Here is a 17,615-nt window from a genome sequence, read left to right on the forward strand (position 1 = left end):
CCTTTAATACCCACCCGCATAGCGGGTGGTTTTATATTTAAGACGCTGACGCGACTTAAACTGGCTAAAGCCAATAATAAAAAAGACCTCTAAATATTCAATTCAGAGGCCTTCAATCTTTTATTCTTAGTAAAGCAATCAGTCTTTTAGATCAGGAATATTTTTAATTTCACCCATCGCTTTTAACTGTTTAGAAAGCTCACGGCGTTCTTTAGACAGGTCTGCATTTTTAATAATGTAATCGTCAACACGATCATCATAGTCACTACGCATGTTCGCAATAATACCCAGTACATCTTCAATTGACATACCCGGTTTAATGTATTCACTTAAGTTGTCTAACAAAAGAACACGTTTTTGGTTATCACGGATCTTTTTCTCATTGTCAGTGATCTCACGACGGATTTTGTTTTTACGACGATACATACGCACAAACTCCAGTACGTTTTGGAAAGACGGCTTGTTTGCGTTATCCATTTCCTACACCTTTACAATTGATATTTAAGATAAATAGTTCTGTTTAAGATTATCGCTTAATCGTGTCAATAAACAAGCAAAGTTTACAAATTTAATTGATTTTACTTAATTAACAATTAATTAGGATGATATATTAATAAATATAGTCAACATTCTTTAACCCGTAAATGTTCACTTAATTAATGATAAGAAAATGGCTACACATTTTTACTGGTAGCCTAATCGACACAACAAAGGATAAATTAATGAGCAACTAAATAAGTTGTGCTTTATTTTTATCTTCATGTTGTAAGCCATCAAGTTGCTGTAACGCTTTCGCGTCTGAACGCAAAAATACAGCTGAGAGAAGTGTTGTCCCTATCACAATACATCCCATCACCATATAAGTTGGTGCAAACCCATAATGATCATACCCATAACCAGCCAATGGAGATAATAATGTCGCGACAATAGAACTCACACATTGAAAACCAACTAAATAAAGTGTTGAAGATAAACGTTTATCAAAATGTTGGCTGTTATATTTAAAAATTGAAATTAATAAAATTGGCAGTTCAACAGCATGTAATAATTTCATAAAAGAGATCAAGACAGGCCCTTCGACTAGTCCTGAGCCAATAATACGTGCAGCCATAACACTGCTTGCCAGTAATAAACCGTTTTTAGCACCTATTCTATTTACAAGGAAAGGCGCAATAAACATACCACCAGCTTCTAAGAATACCTGCAATGAATTCAGATACCCGTACATCTCATTCCCCTGTTGTAAAGTCGCAAATTGCGATGAGAAGAAGACGGGAAACTGTTGGTCATAAACCCCATAAACACAAGTGCCAATAACAAACAAAATAAGTGCCCAAAAACGAGGTAATGAAAGTAAACTCAGTGCATCTTTTATAGTAATAGCCGATGTTTTTCCATGCTCTAATTGATTAAATGCGTCTGATTTATCAGTTTTTAACAGCGCTAAAAGAATTAAGAACACAACACCAGAAATAGAAGCCATCACAAAATTGTAATTAGGATCGATATTTATATTGTGTCCTGCAATAAATGTTGCAGATGCCCAACCCAATGATCCCCACATTCTTGCCCTACCGTATTCAAAACCGCGAATACGACTAACACGCTCTGTATATGACTCTAATACGCCAATACCTGCGTTAAAAGTCATACCTACATATAAGCCCCCTAAAATCGATCCAACAAAAATATTCCAACGTAATATTGATGCGAAACCTAGAAAAAATGGTCCAGAAAGAATAAGTAATACTGCAATCACTAATAATAAATTCTTTCTTAGCCCTAATTTATCTTGAATAAAGCCATATAAAGGTTGAGCACATAATGCAATCAGAGAAATAGCAGAGAATATTAATCCCGTATCAGTCGCTTTTAATCCTACATACTGATTTAACCAAATAGAAACTAATGAAAATGATGAAGACCAGGTAAAAAAGAAGAAAAATAACAACGCGCTTAAGATCGCATAGTATTTTTTTGAGTCTTTGTTCATTTGTTGAGCGCCTTATAAAGTCATTTCACCTTTAAATGTTAACGTTAACTTTTGGATTCACAAACAATTATGTCGCTTTAATGTGATATAAAGCACATAAGTTAACGTTAACAATTTAAGTTATGTGTTCTGGATCTACTTTCTTCTTTTATCTTAGTGGCTTAGTGTTAAAGATACAAATAAGTACTCTTTTTAGAAAAAAAGCCTACATTTATATTCTATCACTTTCAAATAAAACCATTTGCATAGGATATTTCACGTTTACCACATTATGGTTTACCATGGTTTCAATTAAACCCAATACAACTCATTGAGTAATGATTGAAAAAATCATCAATAAATTTACGGTAGGAAACCTTGTCTAATTCAGCGAAAACGTCCACATTTTACATCCATGACTACGAGACCTTTGGTACACACCCAGCGCTAGATCGCCCTGCTCAATTTGCGGGTATAAGAACTGATATGGATTTCAACATAGTTGAAGATCCTCTCGTTATTTATTGCAAACCTAATGACGATTATTTACCCCACCCAGAAGCGGTAATGATCACGGGGATCACCCCACAAATTGCGGCAAAAAATGGGTTAATTGAAGCTGAGTTTACACGTCAAATTCATCAAGCTTTTAGTCAACCTAATAGCTGTATTATGGGTTATAACAACCTTCGATTTGATGACGAAGTAACCCGTAATATCCTTTATCGTAATTTTTATGATCCTTATGCCTATAGTTGGCAAAAAGGAAATTCTCGGTGGGATTTGCTCGATGTTTTACGAGCCTGTTATGCACTACGTCCAGAAGGTATTGTTTGGCCTGAAAATGAAGACGGTTTCCCAAGCTTTCGTCTAGAGCTATTAACCAAAGCCAATGGCATCTCTCATGAGAATGCGCATGATGCAATGTCTGATGTTTACGCCACCATTGCGATGGCAAAAAAATTGAAACAAGCTCAACCGCGTATGTTTGATTATTTCTTCAATTTGCGCGATAAACGTAAAGTTCAGGCGTTAATTGATATTCCCGCCATGACGCCGATTGTACATGTTTCAGGTATGTTTGGTGCGGCTCGTTCTAATTTAAGTCTTGTGGCACCATTGGCATGGCACCCTGATAATCGTAATGCTGTTATTGTGTGCGATTTATCTGCGGATATATCCCCGCTATTAATCTTAACATCAGACCAATTACGTGAGCGTTTATATACGCCACGCAGTGAATTGGCAGTTGATGAACCCCCTGTTCCAATTAAATTGCTACATATTAATAAATGCCCTATTGTGGCTCCACAAAATACATTAAGACCACAAGATGCAGATAGAATTGGTTTAGATGTTGATACTTGTTTAAACAATCAAGCCATTTTATTTTCGCATCCTGAAATACGTAATAAAGTCGTAGAACTCTTCGCTCAACAAACTCCTTTTATTGTCTCTGATGATGTTGATTCTCAAATTTATAATGGCTTTTTCAGTGAAAATGATCGTAGTGCGATGGAAATTATTCGCTCAACGCAACCACAAAATTTACCTGCTTTAGATTTAACATTTGAAGATGCAAGAATGGAGCCGCTATTTTTCCGTTATCGTGCGAGAAATTATCCTTTTACTCTCAATTATGATGAGCAACAACGTTGGTTAGCACATAGAAAAGAGATGTTAACATCAGAGAAGCTGACTGAATATATCAATACAATCCAGCTATTAGCAGAAAAATATAGCGATAACGAAGAGAAGCTAAAACAACTACAAGAGCTTTATCTATATGCTCAAGATATTGCAAGTTAGACAATAAGATAAAAGGCAGGTTTTATCCTGCCTTTCTTTTTAACTTAATAAACACGACACAAAGCGATTATTTTTTGGTTTCAATACTTTCAGTTTTAACCTCAGAGTGAACCTGCCCACATCCACACTCTTCTCCCCAATATTTCAATTTCGAGGTTTTACCTATACCTGGGTTCATGCTATTAGTTGGATCGTTATGTTTATAGAACGCTTTTAATTGAGGCTTAGCATAATACATATGGCCTACATTATGCTCTGCGGGATACTCTGCCCCACGTTTATCTAATAACGCTAACATTTCTGCTTTTAGCGCCTTCGCATCAACACCTTTTTTAATAATGTAGTCTTGATGCATAACGTGACACATAAAATGTCCACAATAGAGTTTATAAAGTAATTTGCTTTCTATTTCTGGTGGTAATTTTTCAAACCAATCTCTGTCATTACGGCGCAATGCAATATCTAATGGCAATACATCTTCTACGTCATTCACATGTACAGCGTGATAACGGACAGCAGCACCAGCAGCAGCAAAACGATGCAAAAAGGCTTTATTTCCCTCTTCTTCAGTACATTCGAAATAATCACCCGAAGCTTGTTTAAAGTATTCTTTTAAATAAGTTGCAGCTTCTTCAATTCCATCATCTGCCATTCTTAACATGAGATGGTGTTCATATTTATCACGAAAGTCTGTCATGCGCTCCGGTAAATGAGCAGGCCATAATTTGCTCATAAACTGCATGGTTCTATCCACCAGATTTTTAGGTAAAAAAGGAACTTTATTTAATACCGCATCTACTCGCCCTTTTACGGCAAATAATATTGGCATTTTATCTGTGCCTAATTTATCAATCACCAAAAACGTATCTTTTCCATACACTTCAGCCATTTTATAATAGCTTCTATGCATATATTCCCCAGCAACAGGTAATTTTTTAAAATGACTTAAGATATGGCGACGAATATCTTCTAGTTCGTCCGGATTATTAGTACCAATATAAAAGACTTGGGTACGATGATCCGCAGGGAATGTATCTAATCGCACAGCAAATACAGATAATTTACCCGCACTACCCGCAGCCTCATATAAACGGCGTTCATCATTATTAAATCGAGAAGGCGTATTGGCATCTACATCACGCACACGTTCATGATATTCATGATCAGAGGCTAATTTCTCTGTCATTTGTATCTGATCCTCGTGATAATGGCGATTATCTAAATTGGTTAATATTTCTTCTGGAGTCTCGCCTAAATCAATACCTAAATGATTAACTAATTCAGCTTCGCCCTTTTCATTCACACGAGCATATAGCGATAATTCTGTATAAGCAGGTCCTCGACGAACTAAAGCTCCGCCGGAGTTATTACAGATCCCGCCAATAACAGAAGCACCAATACAAGACGAGCCAATAACAGAGTGTGGTTCACGCCCCAATGGCTTCAATACTTTTTCTAAATGCCACAGCGTACTACCAGGAAAGGCAATAACTTGATTATGCTCTGAAAGAACCTGTATTTTATCTTGGCGCAATGTACTAATAATCACGATATCTCTATCATAATCATCACCATTAGGTGTCGAACCTTCGGTTAATCCCGTATTCGCCGCTTGCATAATAATGATCTTATCAGCTTCAACACAGGTTTTAAAAACACGCCATTGTTCTAATAAATTGGCAGGAAATACAACTGCTAATGCCTTGCCTTGTCCTGAACGAAAGCCTTTACGATAACGTTCTGTTTTATGTGCTTGTGTTAATACCTGTTTTTTACCAACAATACTTTCAAGTTTACGAATAAAATGTTGATTTACAGAGCTATTACTCTCATTCATTTTCCCTATCCTATTCCTGTCTTGTCTGATTAATTTGTATTTTGCTCGCTTTTATTATTACTCATAAGGCTACGTGCAAAATATAAACTTATCATTTATATAACTGCTTTTATACAGCTATTCATATTTCCCCAAAAAACAACATATTTTATGTCCAGCCATTTTTGCTATTTAAAAATATTTTTGATATTTATTTCTTAAATAGAATATAGATAAGCCTCAATTTGCTATTTTATTCTATTATTAGCTTTTCTCTTGCTAGCCGCTCCCATGCTCGGCAACTTCGACTTTTATAACTATTTTTATTATTTGCTAATGCCAATTGATATGACAATGTAGGTTCAATAACAGGAAGTACCACTAAATCATCAATGGGATTTTTATTACACATACTTCCAGGCAGTAGCGTTACACCTACACCCGCTTTTACCATCGCTATAATTAAATCTAAATGATTACTACGTCCTGTAATAATAGGCTTTGTATTATAAATACCGCAGGCACTATAAACTAAATCATTAATGCGAAAATCTTCAGAGAAAAAAATAAACGGTTCATTAATCAACTCTTTAAAATGTACTTCTTTTTTGATGGCCAAAGGATGTGATGGAGAGACTAATAGCATCAAGCTTTCTTCTGAAAAAGGCGTTAATTCAAATATGTCATTATTAAAAGGTAATACTACGGCCGCTGTTTCCACTTTTCCCTCTATCATTGCTTCTGCCATTTGTTTAGTTCCCAATTCAAATATTTTTAGTTCAACCTGGGGGTGTAGAGAACTAAATGCCATAATAATATCGGCAAAATACGTCGAAGCTATTACCGGAGGTAATCCCACATTTAATGTCCCTGTCAATGGCCCTGACTTGTCTTGTATCGCTTTATTCATACTATTAAATTGTGCGAGTATTTTTTTTGCATGTTCAAAAAGTATCGTGCCATCATCCGTTAACCTTACGCCATCGACTTCTCTTACTAATAAAATAACACCTAATTCATTTTCTAATTTTTTAATACTACGACTAATTGCAGGCTGAGTAATAAATAGAGCATCAGCAGCTCGGCTAAAGCCATTTAATTGGACGACTTCAACAAAATAACGTAATGCACGAATATCCATTAGCCACATTTACCTTATTACATTTAGTTATACCACCAATAATAATAAACCATTTCATATTGATTTATATCCGCGGTAAAACATTAAACATAATATAAATGAATAACCCTGTTTTTACAGATTATTATTCTGATATTCTGGAGATAATATGAATAAGACTGTTGTTGAATATATGCTAAACCGACTATATAACTTAGGTATAAGTGATGTCTTTGGTGTTGCTGGCGATTATGCCTTTCCTATAGAAGACACGATTTGTAATAGCAATCATCTGCGTTGGATTGGTAACTGCAACGAATTAAATGCAGCTTACGCCGCTGATGGTTATGCCCGAATTAAAGGTATAGCAGCGTTATCGACAACATTTGGTGTTGGTGAATTAAGTGCGATTAATGCTATTGCAGGCTCTTATGCAGAAAATCTACCTATTTTTCATTTAGTTGGTATGCCAGCAAGTGGTGTACAAAAAAGCAAACGTCTCGTTCATCATACCTTAGGCAATGGCGATTTTGATATTTTCTATCAACTAGCCCAACGTCTTGCTTGTGCTCATGCAATATTAACGCCTGAAAATTGTATTACTGAAATGGAGCGCTTAATTGCGACGGCATTAAAAGAACGTCGTCCTGTTTATATTGGCTTACCATCTGATTATGCTGTTATGCCAGTGATAGAAAATACACTTGTTACCACACCGAAAAAATCAATAAGTGATAAAGAAATACTAGAAAAAGTGGTATCACTCATTATTGATAAGCTTACACAAAGCAATAATATCTGCGTATTACCCGGTATTTTATCCGCACGTTTAGGGTTATCAGATAATGTCCAAGCTTTTATTGATAAAACAGGTTTACCTTATGCCACTATGTTTATGGATAAAAGCATATTAAGTGAATCTAATACTCAATATATTGGGATGTATGATGGACAATTAATGACACCTGATGTCAGAGAGTTTGTCGAAAATAGTGAATATGTATTAGGGATCGGAGCAATGATGACCGACTTTAATACGGGAAGTTTCACAGCCAATATTAAACCAGAACAATTTATCAACATCATGCCAGAATATGTAGAAATTGATTCTGTTATCTACTCTTCTATTTATATGGAAGATATTCTCTTTGAGCTAACAAAACGACTACCGAATAAAACTTATCATCAGATAAAAGCTAAGGGATTAGAAGACGCTATTTTATCTGATAACGGTGAAATTACAGCTCAATACCTCTACCCTCGATTAGAGAAATTCTTTAAACCTAACGATATTATTATTGCAGAGACAGGTACGTCATCAATGGGATTAGGTTTTGCTCTATTACCAGAAGGGGCTCAGTTCCATAACCAAACATTATGGGGTTCTATTGGTTGGGCAACACCCGCATCATTTGGTGCCGCACTTGCCGCACCTAACAAACGAGTTATTTTAATTACAGGCGAAGGCTCACATCAATTAACCGTACAAGAGATTAGTCAATTTGTTCGTTTTGGATTAAAGCCGATCATCCTTATTTTAAATAATGATGGTTACTTAATTGAACGATTATTATGTGATTACCCTGAAGCTTATTATAACGATCTTGCTCAATGGAATTATCATCAATTACCTAAAGCTTTTGGTGCAAAAGATTGGTATTGTGAGAAAGTCACAACGATAGATGAATTAAATAAAGCGCTTGAAGTGGCAGAATCAACAGATAGTGCCTCTTATATCGAAATAGTAACAGAGCGATATGAAGCTTCTGAATTAGCTAAAAAATTAAAAGAATCTAAAAGCTCATTATATTCATTCTAATATAAATGGATAAAATGATAAATTAAATGTTTAGACAGAATAAAACGGACAAAAGATTAGTTTTTATTCATAATAATTAGATTATAAATAAATTAAATAATCAGCATGAACTAATATTTATTTTAAATATATAGAACATGCTGATATTCTATCATTATCTAGCCATTATTATATTTAAATTATTGCATGATATTAATAAATACAATATAAATTAGCTCCAACTTTTTTTGGAAACTATGGCTTATTTTATGAAAAATATTGTAATACCTACCTCGTTAAGTTTCTTTTTTTTATTTTTTTCGAATTCATCATGGTCTGAAATAGATATTTTAGAAACCAAACAACATATTATTGACCAACGCAATAATTGGTTGGAAGATATCAAAAATAGTATCATCACAGCTCCTCCTGAAAAAGGGTCAAAAACAGCCGAACTAGATAGAATAATAAGTAATAATTATCAAACAATCTCAGGCGAACGGAGAAAACTAGCAGAAGTCGATAAGTCACAGACACATTCTTATATTTTTAATACCTATGCCAATATTTTATTTGGCGATAATGCTAAATCAATTAATTTTAGCGATATTCAAGCTTACCAAGATCTGAATATATTACATAACTCAGGGATATATGCTTATGATCCAAACAAAAAAAGAGTGCGCTCGATAAATTTTATCTTAAAAGAATTTTTTTTACGTGGCCGACCTTACCAAGTGATTGATAATAAAGGTAATTACTTTAATAATTACACCAATATAATAGGGCTATCTTACCCAAGTGGACATACATGGAATGGATATAAGCAAGCCGCTGTTTTATCGATATTATTCCCTGAAAAGGGCAGTGAAATGTTTGCCCGAGCAATAGAATATGGTGAAAGCCGAGTTATCGTAGGGGCTCATTTTGCAACAGATACCATCGCTTCGAGAATAGGAAATTATTACCTGTTATCACAAATGCTTGCAGATGATGACACAACTCGAACTTTTGTTAAGCTTGCCAAAGAAGTCCGCCAGAATGTCGCTAATCAGTGTAAAAATCAAAATTGTTTAACCACATCTAAAAAAATAACTAACGATGATGCAGGTTATTATGGAACAAAAGATCTTGAAACTTCATCGCTCATTTCTCCCAATCAAATACCCAGTTCGTCCAACAACTTACTGCGTTTACGTTTTGCATATTTAACCAAAGAGCAGAGGCAATCTATTTTAGCGAGCACAGCCTACCCGAGTCATTCTTTAGCGGGTTGGGCTTCACATGAAAATGTTCCAGATTCTAATTGGGGATTAATTAATCTTCCTAAAGCCTATAATGGGCCTTCATATTTTTATAATCATTTTCTTGTTAATCAAACAACTAATGAATTTGACTTCTCTGAGTTTGGTAAATTTGATGAATGGAAAAATGATATTAGTGGGCCTGGTAAATTAATCAAACAAGGCGATGGCGCATTGATCTTATCTGGTAATAACTATTTTGCAGGCGTCGAGGTTAATCAGGGAAAATTACTCCTTATAGGCGAAAATCACTATTCAAAAAATTCTTCCATCAATGGTGGCACATTGTTACTTGAAGGAAAATTAAATTCATTACTGGATGTTAATAAAGGAACGTTGCTATTAAATGATGGGAGCATAAGCTCTCAAGTCAATATTAATGACAAGGGTGTACTTTCTGGTAAAGGAAAAATTAATAAGTTAGAGGTGAATTCAGGAGGCATCGTAGCACCAGGCCATTCAATTGGTACGCTTAATATAGATGATACTGTGATTTTTAATGCTGGCAGTCACTATCTGGTTGAAGTAAATTCACAGGGTGATAGCGATAAAATAGCAAGTCTCGGCACAGCGATACTTAACGGAGGAACAGTTAATGTATCTCTTGAAAATAATAGAAATCTCCTCACAAAAGACAATGTTCAGAGTCTATATAACACAAAATATACTATTTTAATGGCAGATAAAGGTATTAATGGTAAATTTGCTGATGTTAACCCAAACTACCTTTTTGTAGGAACAACACTATCTTACGATCAGAATGCAGTAATATTGAATGTCGGAAGAAATAATACTGCTTTCTCCAGCTTGGCAAAAACAAAAAATCAAGCATCAATCGCGAATGCAATAGATGCATTACCTTCAGGGCATCCTATTTATGAAAGCATTGTCGGAATGGATCTAAAAAATGATGTCCACTATGCCTTTAATGAATTAACTGGCCAAATTCATGCCGATGTTTTATCTAATCAACTCAACAGTAGCCGACAAATAAAAGAAACACTCCTCTCTCAGGTTAAAAACGCTGAAACACTTAATGGTGAAAAAGAAACCGCAGACAATAAAGGTAATGTCTGGGCTAAAACTTTATATAATTGGGATGATAACTCAAGTGATGGTAATGCGAATAACTATGATGCTTCCACCTATGGGGTACTATTAGGTGCAGATCAACATTTTAATAACGATAAAATGTTGCTTGGTATAGCAACAGGTTTCACCAAAACCTCGCTCTCTGGCTATAACAGTCACGCAAACAGCGAAAATTACCACTTATCATTTTATAGTGGTTATGATTTTAACCATATCAAGCTACGTGCAGGTGTATCGAATACGTTTCATCGTGTCCATACGTCAAAAACGGTCGACTACGTCGCGCAATCAGATAAAAATAAAGCGAATTACAATGGGAATACCAGCCAAATATTTATCGAAGCAGCTTACCCAATAACTCTCTCGGACACACAATTAGAGCCTTTTGTTAATTTAGAATACGTCAAAACAAAAAACGCTGCCATTAACGAGCAAGGAGATCGTGCTGCCTTACAAGCCCATTCACAAAGTTTAGATTCAACCACATCTATCACAGGATTGCGTTTAAATAACAAATTGAAAATTAACAATAAATTCAACATTTCTCTGTATGGCGAACTAGGTTGGTTACACCAATATAACGATGTGGAACGAGGTATCAATTTACGTTTCACCGATACCCAACCAACATTTACTGCTAATAGTGTTGATACAGCACGGGATGCTCTTGTAGTTAAAGCAGGAACAACTATCCAAATAAATGAAATATCAAGATTATCAATCGGATATAGTGGATTGACAGCAAAAAATCAGCAAGATAATAGTATTGATATGAAATTCTCTATCGCTTTCTAACTAATGATGTATTTAAAGTGGATGATTTGCAAAAATGAGCGTGCGCTGAATATCACTTTCAACACTGTTACCTTGGATTTGGTTTTTCACTTCTTTGGCAAGATAAGGGGCTGAGCCATTAGCAATCGCGGTGACAATGTTATTGCCCATCATACCTTGCGTAAATGCCGTGATAGCTTGGATGGCTCGGGTATATGTGTCACTCAGAACCTCGGCTGACGTTTAGTCTTAAAGACCAAGCTTATTTTTTAACAATTCATCCGGGGTTGCCCCTTCCCTGAGCATTTGCATGGCGAGTGAACTCTGTGCCCGACCGTACTCCGCCCTGCCTTTTGGCAAGCTCAAAGCATTATTCTCAATCGCATTATTCTCAATCGCATTCTTCCCAGCTTGTGAACCAGTAATTGCACCAGCCATATCACCGGTAGTCAGTCCACCCGCTAATCCGGAAGCCAATTGGCTCAGTGCACTGATTTGCTGTTTCTCACTTTCACTCAGCTCCCAAATTTCTTTGCCCGGGAAGAGGGTGTTTAAGATAACATGAGCTGATAGCTCACCGGCACCTAACCCACCCGCAGCAGATTGGTTATTCAGCTCAGCGACTACGGCGCCTAATACTGCGTGCGCCATGGCATTCGCAGCTTTATTATCTTCACTCACTTGTTGTTTTATCAACGTTGCCAAGTACGGAGAAGAGGCATTTGCCAATGCACCTGCTAAGTTATCACCTGCCAGCCCTTGCAGTAATCCTGTCACTGCTAAGGTATGTAGGGAAGATCCCAATATTAGATTGGGACCTTTAGAAGTTAAATAACAATAAGCTCGCCGCATTCGTCAAATGGAGCTTTTATTTTATAGTTTCGCGTATAGACATTAACTATATGTCTTAAATAACTGTTTAAATCCCAGTCAGTCGCTTCTACAGTCTCTTCATTTTCATCATATTGATAAACTAGGTTAGGATCATCAGACTCTGTAAGCAAAAAGAAATACTGAGTATAGCTTTCTACTGAGATAAAAAATGGTTTTTTAGGTAATAAATCATGTCGTTGTATAGCTGCTAAATCTTGACGTGAGCCAATTTGAAACAAAATATCCCCTCTAATAGTCTTTTGATTTTGGTAAAAAATAAGAGGGTCATCACCAAATAGCCCCCCACTGCAGCGACCTATACTCGTTAAAAAATCCAATAGCTGATCTTTCACTTCAATATCATATAAACGCTCAATTTTCTGAATTTCATCTACTGAATAGCCTCGCATATAGCTAACATCGATTGGTAATTCTGGATAAACTGAATGTAGAAATTCGATTAACTTTATATTCATAATATAATTATGCTTTAATCCACATCATAGTAATAGATTAAAAATCAAATCTATTAATAATTAAGATGATATTATCTCATTTTTTGATGATGTATTTTTAATTGAGAAAACTCTAGTAATTCTTCTGCTATTCCAGAAATAATAGATAAATCTCCAAGTCATGGATTTGCTAAAATTTATGGTGAGAAATCACTTTATCATAATATGCTACGCTGGATCGTTGGTAATTCAATTGATTATGGCCATCATCACCGCAGGGCAATTGCCTTCAGCAATTCAACATAACACTCGGCGATTATATGTAATTGATGCTACCCAATCACATATATTCAGCATTATGTCTTGCGCCTTTTGGTGATAATAATTACAGACTGATGTCTGGCTGGACAATACAAAATTAATATCTATTTAATGATTGAATTAGTCATTCAATGTTTATTTTCCCAATAATTCACAAATAGATGAATGCCACTAAAACTCAAACCAAACGCTCCCCCAAAAATAATCGGTTTTTTTAAAAAAAATATATCAATATAAAAAATACCTAATTTCATATAATAAATAAATTCAACAATAAAACCAAGCAATAAGAATGTAATAAAAACCAGTACAAAGTAACAAAAAAATAACATTAAAAAATAATTAATTACTTTCATTTTCGTTCTCTATTGTGATTTCCTTCAATACTCCGCTAGTCTCTTTATTTAAATACTCTGAACCAGTGGATCCAAGGAGGTTACCTATAATTCCAGGCATTGGCGATACACTCGGCGAAGCTGTAATTGATGGCATTACAACTAATGGGCGCTCTTTAAGTCCGCTAGACCAAGGATTAAATTTATTATCCAGACGATAAGTTAACCATTTTGTACCTCCATAGCCGACTGTTGAACCCGCTAATGCGCCTCCCATTGAGACCCAAGGTGATTGCCCATCAATTAAACTTGAAATACCTGCGCCAGTTGTATTAGTTGTGAGCGTCCCCCAATACCCCATTCCGGGTGTTATTCCTCCTGTTAACAAAGAAGAACCAAAACTTGCATAACTAAAGCTCGCTTCTGGATCTGTGTAAATATTATACCCTTGCATGCCTAAATTTGCTGTGCCCGTAGTTGTTACACCTATAACACGGCTAGCGGCAGTTGTGCTACCTAACCAACTCGATACATAAGGGCTAATAGCCTTACTCATTATTGGTAAACCTAATGTTGTTGTTGCAACAACGGCTCGTGGAATATTATTACCACGCTGTAACTCACTATAATGTTCAATGATAGGATCCAATTTTTTGATACTATATTCAGTTATTGATTTACAATGAGTATTACAATCTGCTGATTGAATAAGTAAAATTAATTCATCTTGCTGTTGAACCAAATGTTCTTCAGTGATCCTCGTTTCCATCGCTTTTTGCTGTTGCTCCGCATCAACTTTATTTCCTAAGCCAACTAAATGTTTCTTTTCTTCATCCGTAGAAGCAAGATAATACTTTTCAAGCCATGAAATTATTTGTTTAGCTGTCAAATAATTATTCTCAACCACCACTTTCCCGGCTTGGGCGGCATTGGCGACACCTGCGCTATTATCGCTAATTAAACCGCCGACAATGCCCGAAGCTAACGTTGCCCATGCGCTTATATTTTGCTTTTCAGTCTCGGTCAGTTCTTCGGGCGTTTTGCCATAATGTGAATGCGATAAAATACCCACCGTTTCACCGGTCATCGCACCCATGGCTTGTGCTGCCACATTTTCACCTTTTGCCAATGCAAGACCGGCATTGAGTAAACCGTGGGCAAGCGTGCGCTGAATATCACTTTCAACACTGTTACCTTGGATTTGGTTTTTTACTTCTTTGGCAAGATAAGGGGCTGAGCCATTAGCAATCGCGGTAACAATGTTATTGCCCATCATACCTTGCGTAAATGCCGTGATAGCTTGGATGGCACGGGTATATTTACCTCCCGTGCCAAAGTCAGACTGATTGGTATAGTCCTGTAAACGTTGTTGGAAAAAGTAATTTTGAACGTCACGCTCAGTAACATTCTCGTGAGTTTCAGAAAGGGCTTGGTAGAGATTGGTCGTAATTTAGATTTGAAAAACCAGCACTAGAGGGTTAGTACAAAACTGTGAACATCTAACTAACTATTCTAGATGAGTAACTGAATGAGTTTAATGTTACTCCCCTTCATATGCCAAGCCAGACTGTTAATAATCCAGTTGTCTGAAAAATGAGGTAGTCATACAAGACTCAGTGTGGCGCTAGTTTTTTTGTAAAAATATTAGTGTCTTTTATATTCAAGATAACTGACTAAGCAAGCTACTATACTAAAGAAAAAACCAAATCCCATTCCCAAACATATATAATCTATAACATTTTCTTTAGTAATAGAAGAAAGACTATCTTCTATTGGGTAATTGTATATTAATTCTACTAGAGTTTTTATTATTAATAGAGTAAAAAAAACCATAACAGAGAATGCAATCCAAAGTAGAATAAAATATTTAAACAATTTCATATCGCATAACAATCCAAACAACTGTTCCAACACTGCTACCAATGAAGCCACCTAGTTTGATAGAATTCACCCAATCTAATTGATTTATACTTTTATCTGTTAAAAGCCATTCTCCTGATAATGATAAAAAAGAGAAAAATAAACCATATATAAAAATCATAAAAAATAAGGAATATATTGAGAGTTTCATTAATATGCACCTTTATCTAATTCTAAATAATATTGCTGTTCATTGTTAATCTCTTTAATATCCTTATTTTTCATAATATATCGTCCTAATAAACTACCACTTAGCTCTAATTCAAATGAACCAGCAGCCCCACCTACAATCCCTGGGAGAGGACTTAATTTAAAACTTTCTGTCATAAAATTTGAATATTTGTACTTTTCTGCATACTGTAATGCATAACGACTTGCAGACATTCCAAAATGTTCTTTTATTAATTTTGCCTCCCAACGATTAACTAATACTGTTGTTAGACCATAACCCGATATGGCCCCAAAAGTGGCTGAAACAACAGCAGCTTCTGAATTTTCGCCTGCAATCTTACTCCCAAAATAAGCACTACCTGCGTTTAATTGAACATTGGAATGTAGATTTCGACCTGTTCCTGTCCAACCGGTAAAGCCGGCTAGTCCGAAGCTCAGATAATCAAATTTATCTCCAGCATTATCATTGTAAACCTGTACACCTGCATTTGCGCCCATACTCAATCCAGCTCCTATCAGTTTAGCCTCCGCTGAGGCGGCTGAATTAAATAATGCCTTACCACCTAGGTACAATCCGAATACATTTTCTGGCTCTCCAACAAAGGAGGCAAATCTGTCCCAGTTATCTGAGTGTTTATTAGCAAATTCAACATCCTGATTATTAATATACAATACAGCATTTCTGACATCTTCATTATCTAAAGAACCATAAAGCCATGTTGGTCTCTCGGCTGCCGAAATTCCTCCATTCAGCTTGAGCCTTTCATAGCCAGCAGTGCATTCTAATGAGTTTCTTTGGCATGCCTTTCTAAATTCTTCTGAATTTTTTCCTTGAATTGTGGCGTACTTGTCAATAATAGGCTGACAATTCTCACCAGCTGCTTTACATATTGTTATTTTTTTATCAAACGCACGAGCCTCATCAAAACTCAGATAGTTATTCTCAACCACCACTTTCCCGGCTTGGGCGGCATTGGCGACACCTGCGCTATTATCGCTAATTAAACCGCCGACAATGCCCGAAGCTAACGTTGCCCATGCGCTTATATTTGGCTTTTCAGACTCAGTCAGTTCTTCGGGCGTTTTGCCATAAAGTGAATGCGATAAAATACCCATCGTTTCACCGGTCATCGCACCCATGGCTTGTGCTGCCACATTTTCACCTTTTGCCAATGCAAGACCGGCATTGAGTAAACCGTGGGCAAGCGTGCGCTGAATATCACTTTCAACACTGTTACCTTGGACTTGGTTTTTCACTTCATTGGCAAGATAAGGGGCTGAGCCATTAGCAATCGCGGTGACAATGTTATTGCCCATCATACCTTGCGTAAATGCCGTGATAGCTTGGATGGCTCGGGTATATTTACCGCCCGTACCAAACTCAGACTGGTTGGTATAGTCCTGTAAACGTTGTTGGAAAAAGTAATTTTGAACGTCACGCTCAGTAACGTTCTCGTGAGTTTCAGAAAGGGCTTGGTAAAGTTCGTCGTAAGCGGTATCAGAAAAATTATCGAGCCTTGACTCTTCTTTCGCTTGATGAGTGCCTCGAATAGTATCAGCTGTGGTTGCCAAATCGATAATTTGTGCGCCAATTTCACCCACTAGTTGCTGTTTCTGTTGGCGACTTTGCTCTTTCTCTTTATCAAAGATTTTATTTAACGTGCTGTGGGCGTTATCGGTATCTTGGCTTAATTGCGCGATATCTTGCTGTTGATTATCGCTATCACGGACTGTCCATGTGCCTTGTGATACCGCAGATTGAGTGGTGTTTTCCGCGCTGTCACTATGGTTGCCTGCCATGGCTAATGCATGCCCCATATTAGCCAGCATATTGCCTTCAACACCTCCTGAGGTA

13 protein-coding genes are annotated in these 17,615 nt (G+C 36.3%); 3 read left to right on the plus strand and 10 right to left on the minus strand.

Annotation, left to right across the window (positions count from 1 at the left end; all coding sequences use genetic code 11):
• Window positions 1-138: 138 nt before the first annotated feature.
• Window positions 139-477 carry a PTS system regulator TmaR gene (gene tmaR / locus DK861_RS11775; RefSeq protein WP_006537261.1) on the minus strand — a complete coding sequence of 113 codons (339 nt, stop codon included), beginning with the start codon at window positions 475-477 and terminating at the stop codon, window positions 139-141.
• Between the two features lie 253 nt (window positions 478-730).
• Window positions 731-1,993 (minus strand): MFS transporter, encoded by a 1,263-nt coding sequence (locus DK861_RS11780; RefSeq protein WP_109400222.1) that lies wholly within the window; start codon window positions 1,991-1,993, stop codon window positions 731-733.
• A 357-nt stretch (window positions 1,994-2,350) separates the two neighbouring features.
• On the opposite strand from DK861_RS11780, the gene sbcB reads away from it, so the two are divergent.
• Window positions 2,351-3,781, plus strand: a complete 1,431-nt coding sequence (gene sbcB / locus DK861_RS11785) for an exodeoxyribonuclease I (RefSeq protein ID WP_109400223.1) — start codon at window positions 2,351-2,353, stop codon at window positions 3,779-3,781.
• A gap of 67 nt (window positions 3,782-3,848) precedes the next feature.
• On the opposite strand, the gene dld is transcribed toward sbcB, so the two are convergent.
• Both dld and DK861_RS11795 read right to left on the minus strand, forming a co-directional pair.
• Window positions 3,849-5,618 carry a D-lactate dehydrogenase gene (dld, locus tag DK861_RS11790; protein WP_109400224.1) on the minus strand — a complete coding sequence of 590 codons (1,770 nt, stop codon included), beginning with the start codon at window positions 5,616-5,618 and terminating at the stop codon, window positions 3,849-3,851.
• A gap of 232 nt (window positions 5,619-5,850) precedes the next feature.
• Window positions 5,851-6,738, minus strand: coding sequence for a LysR family transcriptional regulator (locus DK861_RS11795; RefSeq protein WP_109400225.1), 888 nt, complete (start codon window positions 6,736-6,738; stop codon window positions 5,851-5,853).
• A gap of 148 nt (window positions 6,739-6,886) precedes the next feature.
• Between DK861_RS11795 and DK861_RS11800 the strand changes: the two genes are divergently transcribed.
• Both DK861_RS11800 and DK861_RS18575 read left to right on the plus strand, forming a co-directional pair.
• A complete protein-coding gene (locus DK861_RS11800; protein WP_109400226.1) occupies window positions 6,887-8,536 on the plus strand; it encodes a thiamine pyrophosphate-dependent enzyme in 1,650 nt (549 codons plus the stop codon).
• Window positions 8,537-8,784: 248 nt separating this feature from the next.
• Window positions 8,785-11,706 (plus strand): autotransporter domain-containing protein, encoded by a 2,922-nt coding sequence (locus tag DK861_RS18575; RefSeq protein WP_275425647.1) that lies wholly within the window; start codon window positions 8,785-8,787, stop codon window positions 11,704-11,706.
• Between the two features lie 12 nt (window positions 11,707-11,718).
• Here DK861_RS18575 and DK861_RS18180 read toward each other — a convergent pair whose 3' ends face one another.
• From DK861_RS18180 to DK861_RS11840, 6 genes are all read right to left on the minus strand, one after another.
• Window positions 11,719-11,859, minus strand: coding sequence for a hypothetical protein (locus DK861_RS18180; RefSeq protein WP_162556776.1), 141 nt, complete (start codon window positions 11,857-11,859; stop codon window positions 11,719-11,721).
• A gap of 75 nt (window positions 11,860-11,934) precedes the next feature.
• Window positions 11,935-12,489 (minus strand): VENN motif pre-toxin domain-containing protein, encoded by a 555-nt coding sequence (locus DK861_RS11810; RefSeq protein WP_239452170.1) that lies wholly within the window; start codon window positions 12,487-12,489, stop codon window positions 11,935-11,937.
• Between the two features lie 23 nt (window positions 12,490-12,512).
• Entirely contained in the window at window positions 12,513-13,034 is a 522-nt protein-coding gene (locus tag DK861_RS11815) for a hypothetical protein (protein WP_109400229.1), read from the minus strand.
• A 642-nt stretch (window positions 13,035-13,676) separates the two neighbouring features.
• Window positions 13,677-14,945, minus strand: a complete 1,269-nt coding sequence (locus DK861_RS11825; protein WP_109400231.1) for a VENN motif pre-toxin domain-containing protein — start codon at window positions 14,943-14,945, stop codon at window positions 13,677-13,679.
• A gap of 591 nt (window positions 14,946-15,536) precedes the next feature.
• A complete protein-coding gene (locus DK861_RS11835; protein ID WP_109400233.1) occupies window positions 15,537-15,740 on the minus strand; it encodes a hypothetical protein in 204 nt (67 codons plus the stop codon).
• Window positions 15,740-17,615 (minus strand): VENN motif pre-toxin domain-containing protein (locus tag DK861_RS11840; protein ID WP_162556777.1); only part of this gene is annotated, 1,876 nt, incomplete at its 5' end. The genes DK861_RS11835 and DK861_RS11840, both read right to left, overlap by 1 nt.

It is taken from the genome of Proteus sp. TJ1640 (assembly GCF_003144445.1).
GTDB classification, from domain to species: domain Bacteria; phylum Pseudomonadota; class Gammaproteobacteria; order Enterobacterales; family Enterobacteriaceae; genus Proteus; species Proteus penneri.